Below are 24,541 nucleotides of genomic sequence, written 5' to 3'. Positions count from 1 at the left end.
GCGACGGCGCACGCCGGGTCTGCGGCGCGAGGAAGTGGCGATGATCGCCGGTGTTGGCACCACCTGGTACACCTGGCTCGAACAGGGCAGGGACGTGCGGCCCTCGGTGGAAGTGCTGACGGCGCTCTGCGAGGCGCTTCGCCTGGACGCCGTCGAGAAACGGCATCTGTTCATCCTGGCCGGCCGCCAGCAGCCGGAGCGTCGTGTGGCGGCGCCGGAAAAGGTCGACGCCACGCTGTTGCATATGCTGCAAAGCCTGGTGCTGCAGCCCGCCTATGTCGTCGGCCGGCGCTGGGACGTTCTTGCCTGGAACGAAGCGGCCGTGGCGGTGTTCGGCGACTATGGCCTGCTGGAGGGCGATAGCAGAAATATCGTCCACATGGTGTTCACCAACCCGCACCACCGCCGCCTGCTGGTCGACTGGGAAGAACTCGCCCGCGTGGTGCTCGCCTCGTTTCGTGCCGAAAGCGCCAAATATGTCGGCGATCCGGATTTCGAACGGCTGATCACGCTGATGATGAACTCAAGTCCCGAGTTCCGCGACTGGTGGCCCCGGCGTGACGTGGCGCGAAAACTGACCGGCGTGAAGCACGTCCGGCATCCCAAGGCTGGCTTGATGGCTTTCGAGCATATGAGCCTGTCGATCGACGACGGCTCGGACATGCGGCTGATCGTCTATACGCCGCTCGCCGAGCAGAACTCGATCGCCAAGTTGCAGCAATTGCTCGACGCGATGCCGGCCGAACGGCGCAGCGCGTGAGACCCCTCAGCTTCGTCATCCTCGGGTCTGCGCTGCGTCGCTACGCTCCTTGCTCCACCCGTGGATGACGAAATGATGAGCGCCTTCGCTAACCTCCACGGTCAGCAAGAACCAAGCAACCGGTGGGTCGGCCGCTAGCCGTTTGGCTTCAGCCCATCGAGGAACAATTGCTCCAGGAAGCGGGCAGCGTCCTCGAAGCGGCCGTCGCCGCCGCGGTTCGGCCCCAGAACGGCGCGGACCTGGACGTCGAAATCGGCATAGTGCTGCGTCGTTGCCCAGATCGCGAAGATCAGGTGCCAGGGATCGGTCCGGGCGATCTTGCCGGCGCGCATCCAGCCCTTGATGACGGCGGCCTTCTCGTCGACCAACGTCTTCAACTCGCCCGCCAGCAGCGGCATGATGCGCGGCGCTCCCTGCAGGATCTCGTTGGCGAACAGCCGGCTCTCGCGCGGAAAGTCGCGGGCCATTTCCAGCTTGCGCCTGATGTAGCTCCTGAGTTCGGTCATCGGATCGCCGATGTCGTCGAGTTCCCTGAGCGGCGCCAGCCAGGTTTCGAGCAGCCGCTCCATCAATGTCTCGTGAATGTCCTCCTTGCGGCGGAAATAGTAGAGCAGGTTCGGCTTCGACATGCCGGCGGCTTCGGCGATCTGGTCGATGGTCGAACCTCGGAAGCCGTTGGTGGAAAACACTTCGAGCGCGGCCTCCAGGATCAGTTCGCGCTTTTCCACCTGGATGCGGGTGCGGCGAGGGACTTGCGTGCTCGTGGTCACCGTTGCGGACTCTCGCATCGACGGTCATCTGGACCAATTCTCTGGACCAGTTTTTCTCCAACCTGTGGAACGCACTTCAGGAGCCGCATTTCCGCTAGTAATCCATTGACCGCCGACATGGCGGTGCTAACGTTTGTCCAATCGGTCAAAATTTGCGTAGCATGAAAGCGCGGCAAAGACCAAGCGTTGGGCGCAGCGAAACAGGTTACAAGGGGAAGTCTTGGTCATGTCCAACCGGCTGAAAGTCACGCCGAACGATCTCAGCGCATTCTGGATGCCGTTCACGGCAAACCGGCAGTTCAAGCAGGCGCCGCGCATGTTCGTGTCCGCCAAGGACATGCATTACACGACCAGCGACGGCCGCAAGGTGCTGGACGGCACCGCCGGCCTGTGGTGCGTCAACGCCGGCCATTGCCGGCCGAAGATCACCGAGGCGATCCAGCACCAGGCCGCCGAACTCGACTACGCCCCCGCCTTCCAGATGGGCCATCCGATCGTGTTCGAGCTGGCCAACCGCCTTGTCGACCTCGCGCCCAAGGGCATGGACCATGTGTTCTTCACCAATTCCGGTTCGGAATCGGTCGAGACGGCGTTGAAGATGGCGATCGCCTATCACCGCGTGAAGGGAGAGGGCTCACGCACCCGGCTCATCGGCCGCGAGCGCGGCTATCACGGCGTCAATTTCGGCGGCATCTCGGTCGGCGGCATCGTCACCAACCGCAAGATGTTCGGCACGTTGCTGGGCGGCGTCGACCACATGCCGCACACGCATCTGCCGGAGAAGAACGCCTTTTCGAAAGGCGTGCCGGAGTATGGTGCGGAACTCGCCAACGAGCTGGAGCGGGTCGTCGCCCTGCATGACGCCTCGACCATCGCGGCCGTCATCGTTGAGCCGGTCGCCGGCTCCACTGGCGTTATCCTGCCGCCGAAGGGCTATCTCGAGAAGCTGCGCGAAATCTGCACCAAGCACGGCATCCTGCTGATCTTCGACGAGGTCATCACCGGTTTCGGCCGCCTTGGCGCGCCGTTCGCCGCCGACTATTTCGGCGTCACGCCCGACATCATGACCACCGCCAAGGGCGTCTCCAACGGTGTCATCCCGATGGGCGCCGTGTTCGTGAAGAAGGAAATCCACGACGCCTTCATGACCGGCCCCGAGCACATGATCGAGTTCTTCCACGGCTACACCTATTCGGGCAATCCGATCGCTTGTGCGGCCGCACTCGGCACGCTCGACACCTACAAGGAAGAAGGTCTGCTCACCCGTGGCGAGGAACTGGCGCCTTATTGGGAGGATGCGCTGCATTCGCTCAAGGGCGAGCCGCATGTCATCGACATCAGGAACATCGGCCTGATCGGCGCGATCGAACTGGCGCCGATCGCCGGCAGCCCGACCAAGCGTGCGTTCTCGGCCTTCGTCAAAGCCTTCGAGCGCGGCGCGCTGATCCGCACCACCGGCGACATCATCGCACTGTCGCCGCCGCTGATCATCACCAAGGGCCAGATCAACGAATTGATCGACCATGTGCGGGAAGTGCTGCGGTCGATCGACTAGACTTTCCTTTACCTAGGCGGGTGGCGATGGGAACCGCCACCCGCCCAGAACATGAAATGGAAGGACTTTGAATGGCCGCACCCGGCGAGAATCTGCGAATCAATTCAGACCGCTTGTGGGATTCCATCATGGAGATGGCGAAGATCGGCCCCGGCATTGCCGGCGGCAACAATCGCCAGACCGTGACCGACGAGGACGGCGAGGGCCGGCACCTGTTCAAGCGCTGGTGCGATGCGGCCGGGCTCGAAATGGGCGTCGACGAGATGGGCACCATGTTTGCCCGCCGCGAAGGCACCGATCCCAGCCTGCCGCCGGTCTATGTCGGCAGCCATCTCGATACGCAGCCGACCGGCGGCAAGTATGACGGCGTTCTCGGCGTCCTCGGCGGTCTGGAGATCGTGCGCTCGCTCAACGAACTCGACATCAAGACCAAACACCCGATCGTCGTCACCAACTGGACCAACGAGGAAGGCGCACGCTTCGCCCCGGCGATGATGGCCTCCGGCGTGTTCGCTGGCGTGCTCGACCAGGCGGACGTCTATGAGCACACGGACAAGAACGGCAAAAAGTTCGGCGAGGAACTGGAGCGCATCGGCTGGAAGGGCACCGAGAAGGTCGGCGACCGCAAGATTCACGCCTTCTTCGAACTGCATATCGAGCAGGGCCCGATCCTCGAGGACGAAGATATCGACATCGGTGTCGTCACCCACGGCCAGGGCCTGAAATGGCTGCAGGTGACGCTGACCGGCAAGGAGGCGCATACCGGCTCGACGCCGATGCCGAAGCGCCGCAACGCCGGCCTCGGCATGGCCCGGGTGATCGAACTGGTGCACGAGATCGCCATGGACTACCAGCCCGACGCCGTCGGCGCGGTCGGCCACATGGAAGTCTATCCCAATTCGCGCAACATCATCGCCGGCCGCACCGTCTTCACCATAGACATCCGCTCACCGGAGAAGGAAGTGCTCGACGCCATGGATGGCCGCATCCGCGAAGGCATCGACACGATCTGCGACGCGCTCGACATCCGATACGAGATCGAGCAGGTCGGTCATTTCGATCCGGTCACCTTCGACAAGGGCTGCGTCAAGGCGATCCGCGACGCCGCAGAGCGGCTCGGTTATACGCATCGCAACATCGTCTCGGGCGCAGGCCACGACGCCTGCTGGATCAACCGCGTCGCGCCGACCGCGATGGTGATGTGCCCATGCGTGGATGGGTTAAGCCACAACGAGGCGGAAGAGATCACCAAGGAATGGGCCGCGGCCGGCGCCGACGTTCTGTTCCACGCGGTGGTGGAGACGGCCGTCATCGTGGAGTGAATTTAGAGATTTACCTCCAAACGCCGCTCACCAAGAAGCGCGAAAAGACAAGGGAACAAGAAAATGTCCAAAGTCATCCGAAACGGCACCGTCGTCACCGCCGACCGCACCTGGAAGGCCGACGTGCTGATGCAGCACGGCAAGATCGTTGCCATCGGCTCGGACCTGCCTGGCGACCATGAGTACGACGCCACCGGTTGCTATGTCATGCCGGGCGGCATCGATCCGCATACCCATCTTGAAATGCCCTTCATGGGCACCTATTCGGCCGATGATTTCGAATCCGGTACGCGTGCGGCCCTGGCCGGCGGCACGACGATGGTGGTCGATTTCTGCCTGCCGTCGCCTCAGCAATCGCTGCTCGAAGCCCTGCAGATGTGGGACAACAAGACCTCGAAAGCTGCCTGCGACTATTCCTTTCACATGGCGATCACCTGGTGGGGCAAGCAGGTGTTCGACGAGATGGCCACCGTCGTCGACAAGGGCATCACCTCGTTCAAGCACTTCATGGCCTACAAGGGCGCGCTGATGGTGGACGACGACGAGATGTACGCGTCGTTCCAGCGCTGCGCCGATCTCGGCGCACTGCCGCTGGTGCATGCCGAGAATGGCGACGTGGTTGCCGCCCTGTCGCAGAAGCTGCTCGCCGCCGGCAACAATGGCCCCGAAGGGCATGCCTATTCGCGCCCACCGGAAGTGGAGGGCGAAGCGACCAACCGCGCCATCATGATCGCCGACATGGCCGGCGTGCCGCTCTATGTCGTGCACGTCTCCTGCGAGCAGAGCCACGAGGCGATCCGCCGGGCGCGCCAGAAAGGCATGCGGGTGTTCGGCGAGCCGCTGATCCAGCACCTGACGCTGGACGAGAGCGAGTATTTCGACAAGGACTGGGACCATGCGGCGCGCCGCGTGATGAGCCCACCCTTCCGCAACAAGCTGCACCAGGATTCGCTATGGGCGGGCCTGCAGGCCGGATCGCTGCAGGTGGTGGCGACCGATCATTGCGCCTTCACCACCGAGCAGAAGCGTTTCGGCGTCGGCAATTTCACCAAGATTCCCAACGGCACGGGGGGCCTCGAGGACCGGCTACCGGTGCTGTGGACCAAGGGCGTCAACACCGGGCGGCTGACGATGAACGAGTTCGTCGCCGTGACATCGACCAACATCGCCAAGATCCTCAATATGTATCCAAAAAAGGGCGCTATCGTCGAAGGTGCCGATGCCGACATCATCGTCTGGGATCCGAAGCGCAAGAAAACGATTTCTTCGAAGAAGCAGCAGTCTGTCATCGACTACAACGTGTTCGAAGGGGTCGAGGTGACGGGCTTGCCGCGCTTCGTCTTCTCGCGAGGCGAGTTGTCGATCGAGGAAGCCGAGGTGAAGGCAAAGCCCGGTCATGGTGAGTTCGTCGGCCGCGAGCCGAACGCCGCGGTAAACCGGGCGCTGTCGACCTGGAAAGAGATCACCGCGCCGCGCAAGGTCGAGCGGACCGGCATTCCGGCGACCGGGGTTTGACGGTGAGGCGCGCGGGATTCTATCTCACCGCCGTTCTTGTTCTGGCTGCCGGCTCCGCCTCGGCGGCCGGCATCGATTTGTCCAAGCCCTATGGCAACAAGACCGGCTGCATCAATAAGAATGGTCAGAAGGTCTATGCCGAGGACATGCTGCTGCTGACCGACACCGACTTCATCACCATCGCCAGCGCCTGTACCTTCACTGAAAAGCAGGTGCAGGCCGACGGTTCGCTGGTGGCGAAGGCGCAATGCCAGGCGGAAGGCGAGGAAGGCCAGTCGACGATCCAGTTCACCATCAAGCGCAACGCCAAGAACGCCAAGAAGCTGGTGATTGCCGACGAGGACGGTACCATCTACGGGGAAGTGTCACGGTGCCGATGACGGCCAGCGTCCCTCGTTCGAGGATATCAAGCGACCAGCGCATCCAGTTCCGGCAACAGGACGACGCTTTCCTGTTCGTTGGGGTCGGTGCGGGCGATGACGGCCGACGAGGGGGCGTTGCTCAGATTGGCCGGCAAATGCGGCACGCCGGCCGGAATGTAGAAGAGGTCACCGGCCTTGACGACGATGTGATGCTCCAGCCGGTCGCCATACCAGGTATGGACCTCGCCGGAGAGCACGTAGATCGCCGTTTCATGGTTCTCATGCAGGTGCGCCTTGGCGCGGGCGCCCGGCGGCATGGTCAGCACATGCATGCAGATGCCGGAAGAGCCGACCGACTCGGTGGCGATGCCTGCGAAATAGGTTAGACCCTGCTTGCCTTCATAAGTGCTTTCAGGGCGGATAAGATGACAAGTGGGTTTTGGCGACATCGGGGAAACTCCGGGCGTCGATTGAGTGGGACAAGCTCAGCAGGGCAATGGGATGGGTCGAATGGAAAACAACATCGCGATAAAAGCAATCGGAATCGGGACGGCGCCACGGGAACAGGCAGGCCGCAACCGATGACGGGAACTTCGCCAGCCGTCGTTTCGGCAAGCAAACTTGGACTCACCTTCCAGACCAATGACGGGCCGGTGCAGGCGCTGTCCAATGTCGACCTGACCATCGGCAAGGGGGAGTTCGTCTCCTTCATCGGGCCGTCGGGCTGCGGCAAGACCACTTTGCTGCGCGTCATCGCCGATCTGGAGAAGCCGACCTCGGGGGCTATTTCGATCAACGGCATGACAGCTGAACAGGCGCGCGAGAAACGCGCCTACGGCTATGTCTTCCAGGCCGCCGCCCTGTTTCCCTGGCGCACCATCGAGCGCAATGTCGCGCTGCCGCTGGAGATCATGGGCCTGTCCAGGGCCGAGCAGGCGGAGCGCATCAAGCACACGCTCGACCTCGTCAATCTCAGCGGCTTCGAGAAGAAATATCCCTGGCAGCTTTCCGGGGGCATGCAGCAGCGCGCCTCGATCGCCCGTGCGCTCGCCTTCGACGCCGACCTCCTGTTGATGGACGAGCCGTTCGGCGCGCTGGACGAGATTGTGCGCGACCACCTCAACGAGCAATTGCTGGAGCTGTGGGGACGGACGAACAAGACCATCTGCTTCGTCACACACTCCATACCGGAGGCGGTCTATCTTTCGACACGTATCGTCGTCATGTCGCCACGTCCGGGCCGGGTCAGCGACGTCATCGAATCGACGCTGCCAAAAGAGCGGCCGCTCGACATCCGCGAGACGCCGGAGTTCCTGGCGATCGCCGCACGGGTGCGGGACGGGTTGAGGGCAGGGCATAGCTATGATGATTGAGTGGGGGCAGGATGAGTTTCCTCCTCTCCCCCACGGGGAGAGGGTGGCCGGAGCGAAGCGGAGGTCGGGTGAGGGGGCGGCGCCGACAGATCCGACCAAGAGGAAGATCGGGGCAACCGAACGCGCCCGAAGGCTACGGGTTGAAGAGACCGAGGCTGAATACAGACTTTGGGGCGAACTGAGAGGCCGTCATCTCAACGGTTACAAATTTGTGAGGCAAGTGCCTCTCGGACCCTTCATCGCCGATTTCGTTTGCCGCGAGAACGGCCTGATTGTCGAACTTGATGGCAGCCAGCACGCAGATTCTCCAGCCGATGCCGTGAGAACCGCTTGGCTGAACGGCCAAGGGTATTCCGTTCTGAGATTCTGGAACCACGAAGTGTTGGCCGAGCGCCGAGCGGTCCTTGATACGATCTTGGCTTGCCTTGACGGAAAGATTTCTACCCCCTCACCCGACCTCCGCTTCGCTCCGGCCACCCTCTCCCCGTTGGGGAGAGGAGGGCGCCAGCCCGGCGAGGATCGCTAGATGGACACCTTCCGCGACAAGCTTATCCCGGTCACCTCGATCCTCGTTGGTGTCGTCATGCTCTGGTACGTTTTCGCCGTCATCCTCAACGCGCCCTTCCAGCGCGATCTCGACCGGCGGGCCAACGAAACCTCGACGTTCAGCGAACTCATCGGCAAGACGTTGTCGCAGCCGAAGCCGACGCTGCCGGCGCCGCATCAGGTGGCGGTGAATTTCTTCGAGAACACGTTTCTGCGGCCCATCACCTCGAACCGCAGTCTTGTCTACAACGCCTGGGTGACGCTGTCCTCGACGCTGCTCGGCTTTGCCTTCGGCACCGCGCTCGGCATCGTCATTGCGGTGGGCATCGTCCATGTGGCGACGCTCGACCGCAGCCTGATGCCGTGGATCATCGCCTCGCAGACCATTCCAATCCTGGCGGTGGCGCCGATGATCATCGTCGTGCTGGCGGCGGTCGGCATCACCGGCTTGGTCCCGAAGGCGATGATCTCGACCTACCTGTCGTTCTTCCCGGTAACGGTCGGCATGGTGAAGGGGCTGCGCTCGCCCGAGATCATGCATCTCGACCTGATGCACACCTACAATGCCAGCCAGGCCCAGACCTTCTGGAAGCTGCGCGTGCCGGCCTCGGTGCCGTTCCTGTTCACCTCGATGAAGGTTGCGGTGGCGGCAAGCCTGGTCGGCGCCATCGTCGGCGAACTGCCGACGGGTGCTGTCGCCGGCATCGGCGCCAAGCTGTTGGCCGGCGCCTATTACAGCCAGTCGATCGATATTTGGTCGGCCCTGGTCGCCGGTTCGATCGTGGCGGCGCTGCTTGTGATGGTGGTTGGCATCGCCGGCCGCCTCGTCGACCGCGCCATGGGCGGGAGGCCGGCATGAACCGGCTGAAACCTTCCTGGCAAGCGGCGTTGGCGATCCTGCTGTGCCTGATCGCCGTTGCGCTCGGAGCGATCGCAGCGCCAAAAGTTGATCTGCTGGCGCAGCCTGCGGGGCCGTCGATCTATCCCTATGCAGCGACGACCTGGCTGATCTTCGGCGCGCTGCTTCTCGCCGCTTTGATCCCGATGGCCAAAGTGCCGCCCATGGCCGAAGCTGTCGTGCTTTTCATCGGTGCGCATCTGGCGGCCTGGCTGCTCATCGGGGGCATTGCCGGCTTCGAAGGTCTGGCGCGGGCGCCATATTTCCTGCTGCTCGCGGCCGCCTGGCTGCTTGGCTGGCGTTGTGTCGCGGTCTTGTCTGGACTGCGCCCGGCGGACGGCTCGGTGCGGACCGCTTTGCGCCTGATCATCCCCGCCATCTTCGGTGCCTGGATCCTGATCATCTGGGAGGCGGTAACGCGTGGCGCCGGCATTCCTTTCATCCTCCTGCCGCCGCCGAGCGCCATCGGCACGCGCATCGCCGGTTCGCTGCCGGTCCTCGGCGCCGATGTCCGGCAGACCATCTTCAAGGCGGTGCTCTTCGGCTATGTCGTCGGCAGCGGCGCGGGCTTCATCACCGCTGTTCTCGCCGACCGCGTGGCGTTCCTGCGGCGCGGGCTCTTGCCGATCGGCAACATGGTCTCGGCGCTGCCGATCATCGGCGTCGCGCCGATCATGGTCATGTGGTTCGGTTTCGACTGGCAGTCCAAGGCGGCTGTCGTCATCATCATGACCTTCTTCCCGATGCTGGTGAACACGGTCGCCGGGCTCGCCGCGTCCGGCCATATGGAGCGCGACCTGATGCGCACCTATGCGTCTGGCTATTGGCCGACGCTCATCAAGCTGCGGCTGCCGGCGGCAGCGCCTTTCATCTTCAACGCGCTGAAGATCAACTCGACGCTGGCGCTGATCGGCGCCATCGTCGCCGAGTTCTTCGGCACGCCGGTCGTCGGTATGGGCTTCCGCATTTCGACCGAGGTCGGGCGGATGAACATCGACATGGTCTGGGCCGAAATCGCAGTTGCAGCACTTGCGGGTTCGGTCTTTTATGGCGTGGTCGCCCTTGTCGAAAGGGCCGTCACGTTTTGGCATCCCTCTGTCCGTGGTGGATAGGGGCGGTGGGTTTAGGGCACTAACTTCAGAGGGTAAAAAAATGAAAAGACTTATTATTCCAGTTCTGGCCGGCGCGATGTCGCTGGCCGCGTTCCAGGCAATGGCCGCCGACAAGGTGACCTTGCAGCTGAAATGGGTCACGCAGGCGCAATTTGCCGGCTACTATGTCGCCAAGGCGAAGGGTTTCTATGACGCTGAAGGCCTCGACGTCGAGATCAAGCCGGGCGGCCCCGACATCGCTCCCGAGCAGGTGATCGCCGGCGGCGGTGCCGATGTCATCGTCGACTGGATGGGCGGCGCGCTCGCCGCGCGCGAAAAGGGCGTGCCGCTGGTCAACATTGCCCAGCCGTTCAAGAAGGCCGGCATGGAGCTGGTCTGCCCGAAGGACGGCCCGATCAAGAGCGAAGCCGATTTCAAGGGTCATACGCTGGGCGTCTGGTTCTTCGGCAATGAATATCCGTTCTACGCCTGGATGAACAAGCTAGGCCTCAAGACCGATGGCGGTCCTGATGGCGTCACCGTTCTCAAGCAGAGTTTCGATGTGCAGCCGCTGATCCAGAAGCAGGCCGACTGCATCTCGGTCATGACCTACAATGAGTACTGGCAGCTGATCGACGCCGGCTACAAGCCCGAACAACTCACCGTCTTCAACTACTCGGCCATGGGCAACGACCTGCTCGAGGACGGCCTCTATGCCTCGGAAGACAAGCTCAAGGATCCGGCCTTCGAGGACAAGATGGTGCGTTTCGTGCGCGCTTCGATGAAAGGCTGGAAATACGCGATCGACAACAATGACGAGGCGGCAGGCATCGTCATGGACGGCGGCGGCCAGGACGAAAACCACCAGAAGCGGATGATGAGCGAAGTCGCCAAGCTGATCGACAATGCCGACGGCAAGCTCGACCCGGCAACCTACGAGCGCACCGCCAAAGCGCTGCTCGACCAGAAGATCATCACCAAGGAGCCGAAAGGCGCCTACACCACCGCCATCACGGACAAGGCGGTCAAATAAACCTGGCGGGCGCGATCAACAGCGCCTGCGACCGGTTTGACGGCTGACACCAAAAGGGGCGGGCGACCGCCCCTTTTCCATTCGCTCCGATCACAAAACCGTGTGCGGGGATACATTGTGCCAACCAGCCGTTGCATTGAAGCATGCGCGCGGCGGGGAGCCGCGACGCATAGCTTCAATCGGAGGTTCTTCATGCGCGCACACTCCTTCCTGCCGGCGCTATCGGCGCTCGCCATTTCCACCGCTTTCCTGTTTGCATCACCGGCCATGGCCGAGATGGTAAAATACAAGGCGACCCTCGATGGCGGCCAGCAGAGCCCAGCTGTCACCACCAAGGGCAAGGGGACGGCCACTCTCACCTTCGACACCACGAAGAAGAAGCTCAGCTGGAACGTGAAGTATTCCGGCCTCAGCGGCCCGGCGTCGGCCGCGCATATCCACGGCCCGGCGGCAATGGGTGAAAACGCGGATCCCGTGATCCCGTTCAAAGGCAAGCTCAAGAGCCCGATCAAGGGGTCGGCGACGCTGACGGATGCGCAGGCCGCTGACCTGGAGGCCGGCAAATATTACGTCAACGTGCACACGGCGGCCCACAAGGACGGCGAGATCCGCGGTCAGATCGAAAAGGCAATGTAGCGGCCGAAGGCCTGCGGGCGCCAGAGAACTCGGCCTGGCTACCCCTAAGCCTTGTCGCGTATCTGCGTCATCGTCCGGGTCGGCGTTATCGCTTCGGGATCGAGCCTGATCTCGACGATCGCCGGCTGGCCGCTGGTTCGCGCGCGCTCGAAGGCAGGCGCGAAATCAGCTGTCTTCTCCACCGTCTCGCCATGGCCGCCATAGGCGCGGGCAAGTGCTGCAAAATCGGGGTTCTTCAGATCGGTGCCGACGACACGACCGGGATATTCGCGCTCCTGATGCATGCGGATGGTGCCGTAAATGCCGTTGTTGACGACGATCACCACGATCGGCAGATCGTACTGCACGGCAGTGGCGAATTCCTGCCCGTTCATCAGGAAGCAGCCGTCGCCGGCGAAGGCGACCACGGTGCGCTCCGGATAAAGCGCCTTGGCCGCGACCGCCGCCGGCGTGCCGTAACCCATCGAGCCCGACGTCGGCGCCGCCTGTGTGCCGAAGCGGCGGGAGCGGTGGAACCGATGAACCCAGGTCGCATAATTGCCGGCGCCATTGGTCAGGATGGTATCGTCGGGCAACACTTTTTCCAGATAGTCCATGATCGGACCCATCTGGACCGTGCCGGGGCCGGTCTGTGGTGGCGTCGACCATTCGAGATAGGCCGCGTGATGCCTGGGCGTCTCGGTCGCCCATGATGGCGTTCCGGCGGGCTTGCGCTTGGCGAAAGCCTCGACGAAAGCCGCTGGCGAGGCGTTGATCGCCAGCGTCGGGCGGTAGACCCGGCCGAGTTCGCCGGCATCGGCATGGACATGCACCAGTGCCTGGTCGGGATAGGGGCTCTTCAGCAGCGTGTAGTCCGAAGATGGCATCTCGCCCATGCGGCCGCCGATCAAGAGAACGACGTCGGCCTGCTTGATGGCCGCCGCCAGCTTCGGATTGATGCCGATGCCGACATCGCCGGCATAGTTTGGATGAAGATGGTCGAACAGCATCTGGCGGCGGAAGGAACAGCCGACAGGAAGCGACCAGGCCTCGGCGATCCCATGTATCCGCGCCACGGCATCCGCGTTCCAGCGCGTGCCGCCAAGGATGACGAAGGGACGCTTCGCGCCGGCAAGCAGCATTTCCAGTGCGTCGAGTTCGGCCTCCCCGGGATAGGTCTCGACGGGCGTGTGCGGAAGTGCTTCCGGCGCTTCTACCATGCTGGTCAGCATATCCTCCGGCAGCGAGATGACGACCGGGCCGGGGCGGCCCGACGTCGCCACGGCGAAGGCGCGGGTGACGAATTCAGGGATGCGCGTGGCGTCGTCGATCTCGACTACCCATTTGGCGATGTCGCCGAAGAACCTGACATAATCAACCTCCTGGAACGCCTCGCGCTCCTTGGCGTGGCTGGCGACCTGGCCGATGAACAGGATGAGGGGAACCGAATCCTGCATGGCGATGTGGATGCCGGCCGAAGCGTTGGTGGCACCGGGGCCGCGGGTGACAAAGCAGATTCCGGGCTTGCCGGTCAGCCGGCCCTGACAATCGGCCATCATGGTAGCACCGCCTTCCTGGCGGCAGACGATGGTGCGGATCGAGGAATCATGCAGCGCGTCAAGCACCGCAAGGTAGGATTCGCCCGGCACGCAGAAGATACGGTCGGTGCCGTTGGCTTCGAGGGCGTCGACGATCAGTTGTCCACCGGTCTTCATTTCCCAGACTTCTCCAGTTCGGCAAGGATTTCGTCAGTGTGCTCGCCAAGGCGCGGCGAGGGGCGCTCATAGGTCAGCGGTGTGCCCGACATCACCATCGGCGCGCGCACCGACGGCAGGCGGTTGCCATGGCCGTCGTCGAGGTCGAGCCGCATGCCGCGGGCAATGGTCTGCGGATCGGCGAACATCTGGCCGATCGTGTTGATCGGACTTGCCGGCACGCTGGCGGCTTCGAGCTTCGCCAGCAGCGGATCGCGATCAAAAATCTTCAGCGCCTCGATGATGCGTGCGCGAAGGTCTACGCGGTTGGCGACGCGGGCCGGATTGGTGGTGAAATCGGGATTGGCCGGCAAATCGTCCAGCCCGACCGCGGCGCAGAATTTAGCGAACTGGCCGTCATTGCCGACAGCCAGGATGATGTGGCCGTCCCTGACCGGAAGCACTTCGTACGGGGCAATGTTCATATGCGCATTGCCCATCTGCACCGGCGACTTGCCGGAAACGAGATAGTTGAGGTTCTGGTTGCCCAGCGCCGAGATCTGAGTGTCGAACAGAGCCATGTCGATGTGCTGGCCTTCGCCGGTCTGTTCCGCATGGCGAAGCGCGGCCTGGATGGCGATGACCGAATAGAGGCCGGTGAAGATATCCGAGATGGCGACGCCGGCCTTCTGCGGCTCGCGGCCGGCCTCGCCGGTGATCGACATCATGCCGGCCATGGCCTGAATGATGAAGTCATAACCGGCGCGGGGCGCATAAGGCCCATCCTGACCAAAGCCGGTGATGGAGCAGTAGACCAGGCGAGGGTTGATCTTCTTCAGGCTCTCATGGTCGAGCCCGTATTTCTTCAGGCCGCCGAGTTTGAAGTTCTCGATCAGCACATCCGCCGTCGCGACCAGCCGGCGCACCGTCTCGGCGCCTTCCGGCGTCGAGAAGTCGATGGCGATGGAGCGCTTGCCGCGATTGCAGGAATGGTAGTAGGCGGCCGACAGGTTCTCGCCGTCATGGCTCATGACGAAGGGCGGACCCCATTTGCGGGTGTCGTCGCCATCGGGACTCTCGACCTTGATGACATCGGCGCCGAGATCGGCAAGCAACTGCCCGGCCCAGGGCCCGGCAAGAATGCGGGCGAGCTCGACGACGCGGACGCTTTTCAGCGGGGGTTCGGCCATAAATCACCGTGTTTGCCGCAATCATCCTGATTGCCGCGAAAGCAGAGCCTCTATCAAGCCCGGCAGCGGCTGTCACGGTCCTTGCAATGGGCCAACCCGTCACGCCTTCAAGACAGTGTCCGCCCAGTTGGCGAAATCCTCCATGATGATGTCGCGATTCACCTCGTTCAGGCTTTCGTGGCGGGTTTCGGCGTAAACCTTTGAAACCAGATTCGAAAAGCCCATCCTGCGCATGCGACTGGCGAGATCGGTGATGCCCTTGCCGTAGTCCGAGGCAGGGTCTTTTTCGCCGCCGACGATGGCGACGGGGATGTCGCGGCGCACAGTGGCAAAGCCTGCATCCTTGCCGCCGTTCAGCGCCAAGGCGACCACATCGCGCCACATCGAGATGGAGGCATCCCAGCCGCAGAGCGGATCGGCGATATATTTCGCCACCTCCGCGTCGTCGCGCGACAGCCAGTCAAACAAGGTGCGATGGTTGGGCACCGCCTTGCCCCAGGCCTGGAAGGTAAGTTTCGGCAGCAGGCGCGACGGGACATCGGAGCCCAGCCGCATCCGTTCCCAGGCAAGGATACCGAGCGCCACCTGGCCGAGCAGGCCTTGCGAGAAATTGCCGTTCCAGATCGCGGCGGCATGGATGCGTTGCGAGTGGTGTAACAGGTAGCTCAACGCCACGGCGGCGCCCATCGAGTGGCCGAAGAGGATCACCGGCAGGTCAGGCCGCTCGCGGGCGATGAGATCGTGGATGGCGTCGACATCGGCGATCACCTTGGCCGGGCCGTCCTTGTCGGCGAATCTGCCGAGCGGCGCGTCGGGCGCCTTGGTCGCTCCATGGCCACGGTGGTCATGGACATAGACATGGAAGCCCCGGGCGGCGAGGAAACCGGCGAAGCGGTCGTAGCGCGCGGCATGTTCGGCCAAGCCATGATTGATCTGGATCACCGCACGCGGAGGGGTGTCGGCCTGCCGGACGAACAGATTGAGGTCGGCGCCGGTCGGCGAGCGAACCACGCGCTGCTGGCTGTATGGCATGCCGGCCGGTCTCTCCCTGGTTCCGCCCTCGTGATGTCCAAACTGTGTGCGCCGGAGCCAGATTTGCGTCAATCCGGCCTGCCGGTTTTTCGGCGACGATCTTTCTTGCCACGAGCCCGCAAAATATCGCAATTCTGACATGGAGACAGCTTCAGTCTGTCGCCCACTTTCCAGCAGGGGATTCTCCATGCGCATTGCTGTTGTTTTCGGATTGGCCTTGCTGGCGGGTGCGGCGCATGCCGACGTCAAGATGAGCGGCACCTTCGTGGCCGACGCTGCTTGTCCGGCGACGCAGGCGATCAAGAACGGCAAGAACCCCGGCAATGTCTCGACGGATGCGGGCAAGACCTACCAATTGCTGGCCGGCAACAAGGACGCCCCGACCCACTACCTCATCCTGGTGCCGGGCGCCGATCCCGAGCGCCGCTGGGTGAAGGTGAGCTGCGGCCATCTCTCGGGCAGCAGTGCCGCGACCGTGCCGGCGGCACCGGGCGGGCAAGGCAAGCCCGCGCCCTCGGGAAAGCCCGAATATGTCTTCGCGTTGAGCTGGCAGCCGGCCTTCTGCGAGACCAAGTCGAACAAGGCCGAATGCAAGGCGCAAAACCCTAGTGAGTTCGATGCTACCAATTTCACGCTGCACGGTCTGTGGCCGCAGCCGAACGGCAATTTTTATTGCCAGGCTTCGGCCAGCGACAAGGCCAATGACAATCCGGCTCACTGGCAGGACCTGCCGCCGGTCAACCTCGATGCCGACACCCGCACCGAGCTCGACAAGGTGATGCCCGGCACCGCCTCGAAGCTGGAACGGCATGAATGGATCAAGCACGGCACCTGCTACGGCAAAAGCCAGCAGGAGTATTTTTCCGACGCCCTTCATTTGATGCGTGAGGTCAACAGCTCGCCGGTGCGCGACCTCTTCGCCAAAAATATCGGCGGCAAGCTGACCGCGGACCAGATCCGCAGTGCCTTCGACCAGGCCTTCGGTGCAGGGGCGGGGGACAGGGTGCGGGTGTCCTGCCTTATCGATCCGTCGAGTGGCCGGCGGCTGATCGGCGAACTGACGCTTGGCCTTGCCGGTCCGATCGGCCCGCACAGTTCGCTCAAGGACCTGCTGCTGGCCTCGGTGCCGACCAACAAGGCCGGTTGCCCGACCGGGACGGTCGATCCGATCGGCTTCCAGTAAGTGCGGGATCGCCGCTTCCGGTAAGCCGGCGCGGCCGTCGCGGAGAGAGCTAGATCTGGGCTGACCTGGTCCAGGCAATGGCGGCGTCGGCCTCATGCCCACCGGGTTCGCCGACGACGCGGTCGCGTCCGGTCGATTTCGCCTTGTAAAGGCGCTGGTCGGCGAGCGCGAACAGATCGGCCAGGCACTGCGTCGTTTCGCTGACGGTGGAAACGCCGGCGCTGACGGTCAGCTCGAAGCGGCTGGTGGCGGCCGATGCCTTGAGCGCGGTGCGGACGCTTTCGCCAAACAGCCTGGCGACGGAATGCGGACGCGAACTGAGGATGGCGAATTCCTCGCCGCCGATCCGGAACACCTGGTCCTCGGCGCCTGCCGCCTCGCAAAGTACGGTTGCAACCGCCTTCAGCACCTTGTCGCCCTCGGCATGGCCGAAACGGTCGTTGATCGACTTGAAGTGGTCGACATCGACGATGAGCAGGCTGAGCGGCCTCGCCGTGCGCAGGCTGGCCTGGACGGCGGCTTCACCGTCGGCATCGAAGCGTCCCCTGTGCAGCAGGCCGGTCAAGCCGTCGCGGCCGACATGCTCGACCAGCGCTTCGTAGCGTTCGCGATAGGTCAACGTCTCGAAAATGTCGGTCAGGCCGCGCGGCATCTGGACGTCCCGGACCTCGAACCATTTGAGATAGGCGACCAGCATGGCACTGAAAGTCAGTGCAGCCGCCATCTTGGCGAACCAGCCGCCGAAGAAGACCGCAATCGGGGCGCCGGCAACAAAATGCAGCGCGGTGAAGAAGCCGGCCTGGTCGAAGGTGAGCACGCAGGCAACCGAAATCAGGATGCGCAAGAACCGCGCCTTGCGCAGCGTGCGCCCAAGCTTTTCATAGAGCAGGATGATCAGGATGGCGTCGATGACCAGCAGCGTAGTGCCCCACACCATCAGCCAGCCCATCTCGTCGATGAAGCCGATGTCGGGGAGCCGGCCATCGGGAAGCGGAGCGATGGCGTGCAGGCGCAGGAGCAGAACCAGTCCGATCATCAACGCATTGCCGAGCAGCAGGCCATAGATCGGCTGACGCACGGTGGCGGCATCTTCCTTCATGTAGAGCAGAAGGAGCATCACCAGCTTGCCGGAAAAGAGCACCGCGGAGCCCGGCGACACCATGCCGAACGGCAGGGCGACATAAAAGACGCTGGCCAGATAGGTCTCCAGGAAATGCATGACGCCAAGCGCGCAGACGAAGACGCCAAGGCCGATGCGCTTGCGGAAGCGGAAAAGCGTCACCATGACGCTGAAGTAGACGACCGCTTCGGCAAGGAGCAGGAAACTGTTCAGCAATGCCGTCGATCCGATCTCTCTCTGGAATCGCGGCAAGCCGGCGATTCCACCCGATCCTGTTTTGACGCGGAAGGGTTAACCAGGGATTTCCGTGCGCGATCGACCGGTTGAAAACTTGGCTGTCGGTGCACACTTGTCCGTGTGGTTGGCTCGATATGGCAAAAGCGATTGCCGTCCGGCGTCGCATCGCCTACATAGCGGCCAACCTCCATTCAATTCGACAAATCCAGTCATTTTTCAGGGAAAGCGCGCGTGGCACGCCAGTTCATCTATCACATGGCCGGCCTCAACAAGGCCTATGGCACCAAGAAGGTGCTCGAGAACGTTCATCTGTCCTTCTACCCCGACGCCAAGATCGGCATCCTCGGCCCGAACGGCGCCGGCAAGTCGACGATCCTCAAGATCATGGCCGGCATCGACAAGGAGTGGAGTGGTGAGGCGTGGCTCGCCGAAGGCGCCACGGTCGGCTACCTGGCGCAGGAACCGGCGCTCGATCCCGACAAGACCGTGTTCGAGAACATCATGGAAGGTGTCGCGGCCAAGACCGCCATCATCGAGCGTTACAACGAATTGATGATGAACTATTCCGACGAGACGGCCGACGAGTCGGCCAAGCTCCAGGACGAGATGGACCGGCTGAACCTTTGGGATCTCGAACAGCAGGTCGAGATGGCGATGGAAGCGCTGGGCTGTCCGCCCAAGGATGCCAACGTCACCAAGCTGTCGGGCGGCGAGCGCCGCCGCGTCGCGCTCTGCCAGCTGCTGCTGCGCCAGCCTGATCTTCTGCTGCTCGACGAACCGACCAACCACCTCGACGCCGAGACGACGGCGTGGCTGGAAAAACATCTGCGCGCCTATCCCGGCGCCGTGATGATCATCACCCACGATCGTTACTTCCTCGACAATGTCACCGGCTGGATCCTGGAACTCGATCGCGGCCGCGGCATTCCGTATGAGGGCAACTACACTAAATATCTCGAAGCCAAGGCCAAGCGCCTCAAGCAGGAGGGCCGCGAAGACGACGCCCGCCAGCGCGCCATCGGCCGCGAGCGCGAGTGGATCCAGTCGAGCCCGAAGGCCCGACAGACCAAGTCCAAGGCGCGTATCCAGGCGTTCCAGGACCTGCTGGATGCAGCCGACAAGCGGCGGCCGACGGATACGCAGATCGTCATTCCGCATGGTGAGCGGCTCGGCAACGTGGTCATCGAGGTCGAGGGCCTGTCGAAAGGCTTCGGCGACACGCTGTTGATCGAAGGCCTCGAATTCAAGCTGCCTCCGGGCGGCATTGTCGGCGTCATCGGCCCGAACGGCGCCGGCAAGACGACGCTGTTCCGCATGATCACCGGCCAGGAAAAGCCGGATGCGGGCTCAGTGCGCGTCGGCGAGACGGTGAAGCTTGGTTATGTAGACCAAAGCCGCGATGCGCTCGATCCGTCGAAGACCGTCTGGGAAGAGATCTCGGGTGGCGCCGAAGTGGTCAAGCTCGGCAAGTTCGAGGCCAACACCCGCGCGTACTGCGCTTCGTTCAACTTCCGTGGCGGCGACCAGCAGCAGAAGGTCGGCAATCTGTCCGGTGGTCAGCGCAACCGCGTCCACCTGGCCAAGATGCTGAAGACCGGCGGCAATGTGCTGCTGCTCGACGAACCGACCAACGATCTCGATACCGAAACGCTGGCCGCACTCGAAGACGCGCTGGAAAATTTTGGCGGCTGCGCCGTCATCATCTCGCACGATCGTATGTTCCTCGACCGTCTGGCAACGCACATCCTCGCCTTCGAGGGCGACAGCCATGTCGAATGGTTCGAAGGCAATTTCGAGGACTACGAGCAGGACAAGATCCGCCGGCTCGGGCCCGAAGCCGTCAACCCGCACCGCATGACCTACAAAAGGCTGACGCGGTAAGGGGCACCGGGGCGGCGAATTCTCAAGCAGGCATGAGGAGCTCGAATGGCTGATTGGTCCGCCGCCCAATATCTGAAATTCGAGGACGAACGCACACGGCCGGCGCGTGATCTCGCAGCCCAAGTGCCGGTGGATTTTCCGCGCCGCGTCGTCGACATCGGCTGCGGGCCGGGCAATTCGACCGAACTTCTGGTCGAGCGCTGGCCGGATGCGCAGGTGAGCGGCTTCGATACGTCTCCCGACATGATCGAAAAGGCAAGGGCGCGCCTGCCCAATGTCAGCTTCGACCTCGCCGATGCGTCGACATGGCAGCCGGCCGAGCCGGTCAACGTGATCTTCGCCAACGCGGTCTTCCAGTGGCTGCCGGAGCATCCGGCGGTGTTCCAGCGTCTGATGGGTTTTCTGGCGCCCGGTGGCGCGCTGGCCGTCCAGATGCCTGACAATATGGCCGAGGATTCGCATCGGCTGATGCGGGAAACCGCGGCGCAGGTGCCTTTCGCGGCAAAGATCAGGGATGCGGCCCGTGCGCCGCTGCCGCCGGTGTCGTTCTACTACGACCTGCTGTCGCCGCTCTCCGCTCGGCTCGATATCTGGCACACCATCTACAACCATCCGCTGGCCGACGCCGAGGCGATCGTCGAATGGGTGAAGTCGACCGGGCTGAAGCCGTTCCTCGATCCGCTCGACACGGACGAGCGCAAGCTGTTCCTCGACAACTACACGGCCAAGGTCGCCAAGGCGTATCCGAAGACCGCCGATGGCAAGGTGCTGCTGCCTTTCCCCCGCATTTTCATCGTCGCCAAGCGGGCGGGATAGGCTGGCGTAAACCTTGGTTTAAGCCGACGTAAACCGGCCGAGTGAGAAAAGTGTTGCGCCGAAGCGTTTCGGCGCCCACATGAAGCCGCAATGCCCGCGGACGGGACGGACTGGAAACATGCATCGCGTCATCATCAGCGGCATCGGCGCTGAAATACCCAAGCCTGTCATCACGAATGAGGAACTGGTCGCCAGCTTCAATGTCTGGGTCGACACCGAGAACGCGCGGCGCCAGGCTGCCGGCGAGACGCTGCTGCAGAAATCCGATGCCGACTTCATCGTCCATGCCTCGGGCGTGCGCGCCCGCCATGTGATCGAGCGGGAAGGCATTCTCGACCCGACCCGCATGGCGCCGCGCATTCCGGCGCGCCCGGACGACGCGCTCTCGCTGCAGGCGGAATTCGGTGTCGCTTCGGCCAGGAAGGCGATCGAGCACGCCGGCATCGAGGCGTCGGACATCGATCTGGTGATCTGCTCGTCCTCGCATCAGCAGAGGCCGTATCCGGCCATCGCCATCGAAATGCAGGAGGCGCTGGGCACGAGGGGCGCCGGCTTCGATATGGGACTTGGCTGTTCGTCCGCGGCGGCTGCGCTGCACATGGCGGTCAATCTGGTGCGCTCGGGCGCACACAAGCGCATCCTGGTGACAACGCCCGAGATCATCACCGGCCATCTCAATTTCCGCGACCGGCAGACGCATTTCATCTTCGGGGACGCTTCGGTGTCGATGGTGGTGGAAGGGCTCGCCCAGGGCGAGAAGCGGCCGGGTCGCTTCGAGGTGCTGGACACGCGCATCTGGACGCAGATGTCGAACAACATCCGCACCAATCTCGGCTACCACACGCGTACCGCCCAGGACGATCCCTACATGATCAACCTGGAGGGCAATCTCATCAAGCAGGTCGGCAACAAGGTGTTCAAGGAAGTCACCGTCGCCGGGCACAAATTCATCGTCGAATTCCTGGCCGAACATGGGCTGACGCCACAGGCGGTCCGACGCTTCTGGCTGCACCAGGCCAATGCGCGCATGAATGCGATGATCCTGAAACTGGCCTTCGGCCATGATGTCGGCCATGACCGCGCGCCCATGGTGCTGGAGCGGCTCGGCAACACGGCGGGCGCCGGTGCCATCATCGCGCTGTCGGAGAACCATGCCGATATGAAGCCCGGCGATTTCGGTCTGATCTGCGCCTTCGGCGCCGGGTATTCGATAGGCGGCGCGCTTATCAGAATGCTTTGAGTAATGTCGCGTCAGGCCGGCGTGAACGGAACCAGCATCGGCACCCGCCTGGCGTAGTCGTCGTAGGCGGGGCCGAGTTCGTCGCGCAGGAAATGCTCCTCCAGCCTCGCCTTAATGACGACGCCGATGATGAGCAGGGCCGTACCTGCGATGCCCCAGAGCGTGCCCTTCTCCACCATGGTGGCAAGCACTGCCAGCAGCAGCCCGGTGTAGATCGGATGCCGGACCAGGCGATAGGGGCCGGTGTCGACCACGCGATGATCCGCCTTGGCGGTAACCGTGGCGGACCACAACCGCCCGAGATGGATCCGCGCCCACCAGGCGAAGCCGATGCCGACCGCGATCAGGGCAACGCAGGCCCAGGCTTCGGCAAGGGTCGGCGTCCACAATCTCAGCCTGCCTTCATAGCCATGCGCTGGAACGAACAGCAGGACGGTGCCGGCCAGCCAGAAGACGCGATAGCGAGCCTCCGCCTCTAAGGCGGCGCGCTTTTGCGCCGGATCGGCCCATAAGGCAGCCGCAATCCATGTGACCACCCAGATCAACCAAAGCGCTGCGATCGCCGCTCCGGGACGCATGAGAACCTCCGTCGACGGTCCGGACTTCACCATGAAGCCGACGCAGCGCGGCGACAATTGGGCGCGGCGGCGTTTTTCGGTAAGAAGGTTGTGATCGAGCGGTCTGCGACCGGCGTCTATTCTTTGGAGCAACTGAACATCCACTGCACGCCGAAGGCGTCGACCAGCATGCCGAAGCTGGTCCCCCAATATTGCCGGGCAAACGGCACTGTGATCCGGCCGCCCTCGCCCATGCGTGCGAAAAGCTCCTCGCGGGCGAAAACCGCTGGCGCCGCGGTCGGTCCATCGAATTCCAGCATCATGGCGGAGCCCTTCATCGGCTCCGCGTCGTCATTGTCCGAGGCGTGGAACAGCACACCCGGACCTTCGAAACGGGCATGCAGGATTTTTCCGCGCATGGCCTCGGTGCGCACCGGCATGTCGTTGTCGCCCCAGCGCAGCAGGACCGTTGCCCGGCCAAGACCGCATTGTTCGTAAAAGGCCAGCGCGGGCTCGCAGTTGGTGGTGAAGAACAGCGAAGGGGAGAGCCGCATCATCCTGTTCATCACTGCGCGGCGGCGGTGGCGGCGGCGATAAGCGCGTCGCCGGTATATTGCCTGTCACCGATGCCCCAGCCGCCGTCGGGCGCGTTGACGATGTTGATCCAGGTATTTTCCGGCTTGTGGCCGGGTACGCAGAGTTCGCCGACAATCCGGGCGGCGGCGGCAATGAAGATCTTGCGGGCTTCGATTGAGCCAAGGGCGATATTGGGTAGCTTCAACTCGACCATGACGACCGGCCGGTTGGCGCCACCTGCATAAATGTGGCGCGGCGGCAGGATATGGACGGTGCCGCCGACGATCGCGGTGAAGAATGAATTGCCGGTGGCGCCGGAGGCTTCGATGAGTGCGGCGCTCAGGCGTGGCAGGATTTCGCGCTCTCCGGCGGGGATCAGTACGCCTTCCGGCGCGGTCACGGTGATCGGCATTGTTTTCTCCTTGGGTTGCACGGTTCTCGCCGGGAGGTCATCTTCCGGTTTGCCTGGTTGCGTATCGATTGATATGGTATGAGGGAAAGGTGAGTCAATGGGTTTCGTATCGATCGCTATGGAAAACTCGGACAAACCACGCGGCGGCCGGCCGCGCGCATTCGACCCCGACCGGGCGCTCGATGCCGCGATGCATCTTTTCTGGGAGCACGGCTATGAAGCGACGTCGCTGGCCATGCTGCGCGAAGCGATGGGGCTAACGCCGCCACAGATCTACAACGCCTTCACCGACAAGGAGACTTTGTTTCGCAGGGCATTGACGCGCTACCACGAGACCGAGATAGGTTTCGCGCTGGAAGCGCTGAGCGCGTTGGTGTCGACGGGGGAGGCGATGCGGCGCTTGCTGCTGGGGGCCGCGGAGGCCTATTCGAGGCCCGGCAAGCCGGGCGGATGCCTTTTCGTCAGCGGCGCGCTGGCGGCCTCGCCGCAGGCGCAAGCCATTGCGGATGAACTCAAGGCCTATCGCAAGGCGAGCGAGGCGGCGATCGCGGCGCGGCTGGCCAAAGGCAAGGCAGAAGGCGATGTGCCGGAAAACCTCTCCGTCGAAGGCTTCGCCAAATATATTGCAGGCGTCATGAACGGCATGTCGATCCAGGCACGGGACGGCGCATCGGTGGAAGAATTGCGCATTATGGCCCGAACCGCTCTTGCGGCCTTGCCGGGTGAAGGGCAAAACCAGGGCACGTCATCCAAGGAATGAAGT

At 63.1% G+C, this 24,541-nt stretch carries 25 protein-coding genes; 16 read left to right on the top strand and 9 right to left on the bottom strand.

All coding sequences use genetic code 11. From position 1 onward, the window contains the following. A partial coding sequence (locus O7A61_RS13965) for a helix-turn-helix transcriptional regulator (protein WP_337130298.1) occupies positions 1–760 on the top strand: 760 nt, incomplete at its 5' end. Between the two features lie 134 nt (positions 761–894). On the opposite strand, the gene O7A61_RS13960 is transcribed toward O7A61_RS13965, so the two are convergent. Further along, positions 895–1,548: a TetR family transcriptional regulator C-terminal domain-containing protein gene (locus tag O7A61_RS13960; protein ID WP_337130297.1), complete on the bottom strand. Its 654-nt coding sequence runs from the start codon at positions 1,546–1,548 to the stop codon at positions 895–897. A gap of 208 nt (positions 1,549–1,756) precedes the next feature. Here O7A61_RS13960 and O7A61_RS13955 point away from each other — a divergent pair, with 208 nt between their 5' ends. The 4 genes from O7A61_RS13955 (at position 1,757) to O7A61_RS13940 (ending at position 6,302) form a co-directional block, all read left to right on the top strand. Then, positions 1,757–3,085, top strand: a complete 1,329-nt coding sequence (locus O7A61_RS13955) for an aspartate aminotransferase family protein (protein ID WP_337130296.1) — start codon at positions 1,757–1,759, stop codon at positions 3,083–3,085. A 71-nt stretch (positions 3,086–3,156) separates the two neighbouring features. Then, positions 3,157–4,407, top strand: a complete 1,251-nt coding sequence (locus tag O7A61_RS13950; protein ID WP_337130295.1) for a Zn-dependent hydrolase — start codon at positions 3,157–3,159, stop codon at positions 4,405–4,407. Between the two features lie 63 nt (positions 4,408–4,470). Then, complete coding sequence (gene hydA / locus O7A61_RS13945) at positions 4,471–5,922, top strand: dihydropyrimidinase (RefSeq protein WP_337130294.1); 1,452 nt, start codon at positions 4,471–4,473, stop codon at positions 5,920–5,922. A 2-nt stretch (positions 5,923–5,924) separates the two neighbouring features. Further along, positions 5,925–6,302, top strand: a complete 378-nt coding sequence (locus O7A61_RS13940; RefSeq protein ID WP_027141598.1) for a hypothetical protein — start codon at positions 5,925–5,927, stop codon at positions 6,300–6,302. A 26-nt stretch (positions 6,303–6,328) separates the two neighbouring features. Here the strand turns inward: O7A61_RS13940 and O7A61_RS13935 are convergent, their stop codons facing one another. After that, positions 6,329–6,733, bottom strand: a complete 405-nt coding sequence (locus O7A61_RS13935) for a cupin domain-containing protein (RefSeq protein WP_015317160.1) — start codon at positions 6,731–6,733, stop codon at positions 6,329–6,331. Between the two features lie 132 nt (positions 6,734–6,865). On the opposite strand from O7A61_RS13935, the gene O7A61_RS13930 reads away from it, so the two are divergent. The 6 genes from O7A61_RS13930 to O7A61_RS13905 all read left to right on the top strand — a co-directional run bounded on the left by O7A61_RS13930 (position 6,866) and on the right by O7A61_RS13905 (position 11,861). Further along, entirely contained in the window at positions 6,866–7,657 is a 792-nt protein-coding gene (locus O7A61_RS13930) for an ABC transporter ATP-binding protein (RefSeq protein WP_337130293.1), read from the top strand. Beyond that, positions 7,647–8,183: an endonuclease domain-containing protein gene (locus tag O7A61_RS13925; protein WP_442921068.1), complete on the top strand. Its 537-nt coding sequence runs from the start codon at positions 7,647–7,649 to the stop codon at positions 8,181–8,183. Before O7A61_RS13930 ends, O7A61_RS13925 begins: the two co-directional genes overlap by 11 nt. After that, on the top strand, positions 8,184–9,062 hold the full coding sequence (locus O7A61_RS13920; RefSeq protein WP_337130292.1) for an ABC transporter permease: 879 nt from the start codon (positions 8,184–8,186) through the stop codon (positions 9,060–9,062). Then, positions 9,059–10,213, top strand: a complete 1,155-nt coding sequence (locus O7A61_RS13915) for an ABC transporter permease (protein WP_337130291.1) — start codon at positions 9,059–9,061, stop codon at positions 10,211–10,213. The genes O7A61_RS13920 and O7A61_RS13915 overlap by 4 nt, the downstream gene beginning before the upstream one ends. Before the next feature lie 40 nt (positions 10,214–10,253). Next, positions 10,254–11,225, top strand: a complete 972-nt coding sequence (locus O7A61_RS13910; RefSeq protein WP_140502365.1) for an ABC transporter substrate-binding protein — start codon at positions 10,254–10,256, stop codon at positions 11,223–11,225. Positions 11,226–11,417: 192 nt separating this feature from the next. Further along, a complete protein-coding gene (locus tag O7A61_RS13905) occupies positions 11,418–11,861 on the top strand; it encodes a CHRD domain-containing protein (protein ID WP_140502367.1) in 444 nt (147 codons plus the stop codon). 44 nt (positions 11,862–11,905) lie between these two features. Here the strand turns inward: O7A61_RS13905 and O7A61_RS13900 are convergent, their stop codons facing one another. From O7A61_RS13900 to O7A61_RS13890, 3 genes are all read right to left on the bottom strand, one after another. Continuing rightward, a complete protein-coding gene (locus O7A61_RS13900; protein ID WP_337130290.1) occupies positions 11,906–13,555 on the bottom strand; it encodes a thiamine pyrophosphate-binding protein in 1,650 nt (549 codons plus the stop codon). Beyond that, on the bottom strand, positions 13,552–14,724 hold the full coding sequence (locus O7A61_RS13895; RefSeq protein WP_337130289.1) for a CaiB/BaiF CoA transferase family protein: 1,173 nt from the start codon (positions 14,722–14,724) through the stop codon (positions 13,552–13,554). The genes O7A61_RS13900 and O7A61_RS13895 overlap by 4 nt, the downstream gene beginning before the upstream one ends. Positions 14,725–14,823: 99 nt before the next feature. Then, the gene (locus O7A61_RS13890) at positions 14,824–15,756 is read right to left on the bottom strand and encodes an alpha/beta hydrolase (RefSeq protein ID WP_337130288.1); all 933 of its coding nucleotides are present in this window, start codon (positions 15,754–15,756) and stop codon (positions 14,824–14,826) included. A 187-nt stretch (positions 15,757–15,943) separates the two neighbouring features. Between O7A61_RS13890 and O7A61_RS13885 the strand changes: the two genes are divergently transcribed. After that, positions 15,944–16,939: a ribonuclease T2 family protein gene (locus O7A61_RS13885; RefSeq protein ID WP_337130287.1), complete on the top strand. Its 996-nt coding sequence runs from the start codon at positions 15,944–15,946 to the stop codon at positions 16,937–16,939. 49 nt (positions 16,940–16,988) lie between these two features. Here the strand turns inward: O7A61_RS13885 and O7A61_RS13880 are convergent, their stop codons facing one another. Beyond that, positions 16,989–18,275: a GGDEF domain-containing protein gene (locus O7A61_RS13880; protein WP_337130300.1), complete on the bottom strand. Its 1,287-nt coding sequence runs from the start codon at positions 18,273–18,275 to the stop codon at positions 16,989–16,991. Between the two features lie 252 nt (positions 18,276–18,527). Here O7A61_RS13880 and ettA point away from each other — a divergent pair, with 252 nt between their 5' ends. From ettA to O7A61_RS13865, 3 genes are all read left to right on the top strand, one after another. Next, positions 18,528–20,177: an energy-dependent translational throttle protein EttA gene (ettA, locus tag O7A61_RS13875; RefSeq protein ID WP_027141609.1), complete on the top strand. Its 1,650-nt coding sequence runs from the start codon at positions 18,528–18,530 to the stop codon at positions 20,175–20,177. A gap of 45 nt (positions 20,178–20,222) precedes the next feature. Next, positions 20,223–20,993 carry a trans-aconitate 2-methyltransferase gene (gene tam, locus O7A61_RS13870; protein ID WP_337130286.1) on the top strand — a complete coding sequence of 257 codons (771 nt, stop codon included), beginning with the start codon at positions 20,223–20,225 and terminating at the stop codon, positions 20,991–20,993. Positions 20,994–21,111: 118 nt separating this feature from the next. Continuing rightward, positions 21,112–22,233 (top strand): beta-ketoacyl-ACP synthase III, encoded by a 1,122-nt coding sequence (locus O7A61_RS13865; protein WP_337130285.1) that lies wholly within the window; start codon positions 21,112–21,114, stop codon positions 22,231–22,233. A gap of 11 nt (positions 22,234–22,244) precedes the next feature. Here O7A61_RS13865 and O7A61_RS13860 read toward each other — a convergent pair whose 3' ends face one another. The 3 genes from O7A61_RS13860 to O7A61_RS13850 form a co-directional block, all read right to left on the bottom strand. After that, complete coding sequence (locus O7A61_RS13860; RefSeq protein WP_337130284.1) at positions 22,245–22,811, bottom strand: methyltransferase family protein; 567 nt, start codon at positions 22,809–22,811, stop codon at positions 22,245–22,247. Positions 22,812–22,927: 116 nt separating this feature from the next. Then, positions 22,928–23,344, bottom strand: a complete 417-nt coding sequence (locus O7A61_RS13855) for a glyoxalase/bleomycin resistance/extradiol dioxygenase family protein (RefSeq protein WP_337130299.1) — start codon at positions 23,342–23,344, stop codon at positions 22,928–22,930. 11 nt (positions 23,345–23,355) lie between these two features. Beyond that, positions 23,356–23,778 (bottom strand): hypothetical protein, encoded by a 423-nt coding sequence (locus O7A61_RS13850; protein ID WP_337130283.1) that lies wholly within the window; start codon positions 23,776–23,778, stop codon positions 23,356–23,358. Positions 23,779–23,875: 97 nt separating this feature from the next. Here O7A61_RS13850 and O7A61_RS13845 point away from each other — a divergent pair, with 97 nt between their 5' ends. Continuing rightward, positions 23,876–24,538, top strand: coding sequence for a TetR/AcrR family transcriptional regulator (locus O7A61_RS13845; RefSeq protein WP_337130282.1), 663 nt, complete (start codon positions 23,876–23,878; stop codon positions 24,536–24,538). The last annotated feature ends 3 nt before the right edge of the window (positions 24,539–24,541 follow it).

It is taken from the genome of Mesorhizobium sp. Cs1321R2N1 (genome assembly GCF_037179725.1).
Lineage (GTDB): Bacteria > Pseudomonadota > Alphaproteobacteria > Rhizobiales > Rhizobiaceae > Mesorhizobium > Mesorhizobium salmacidum.
This window is presented reverse-complemented; position numbering and strand designations above follow the sequence as displayed.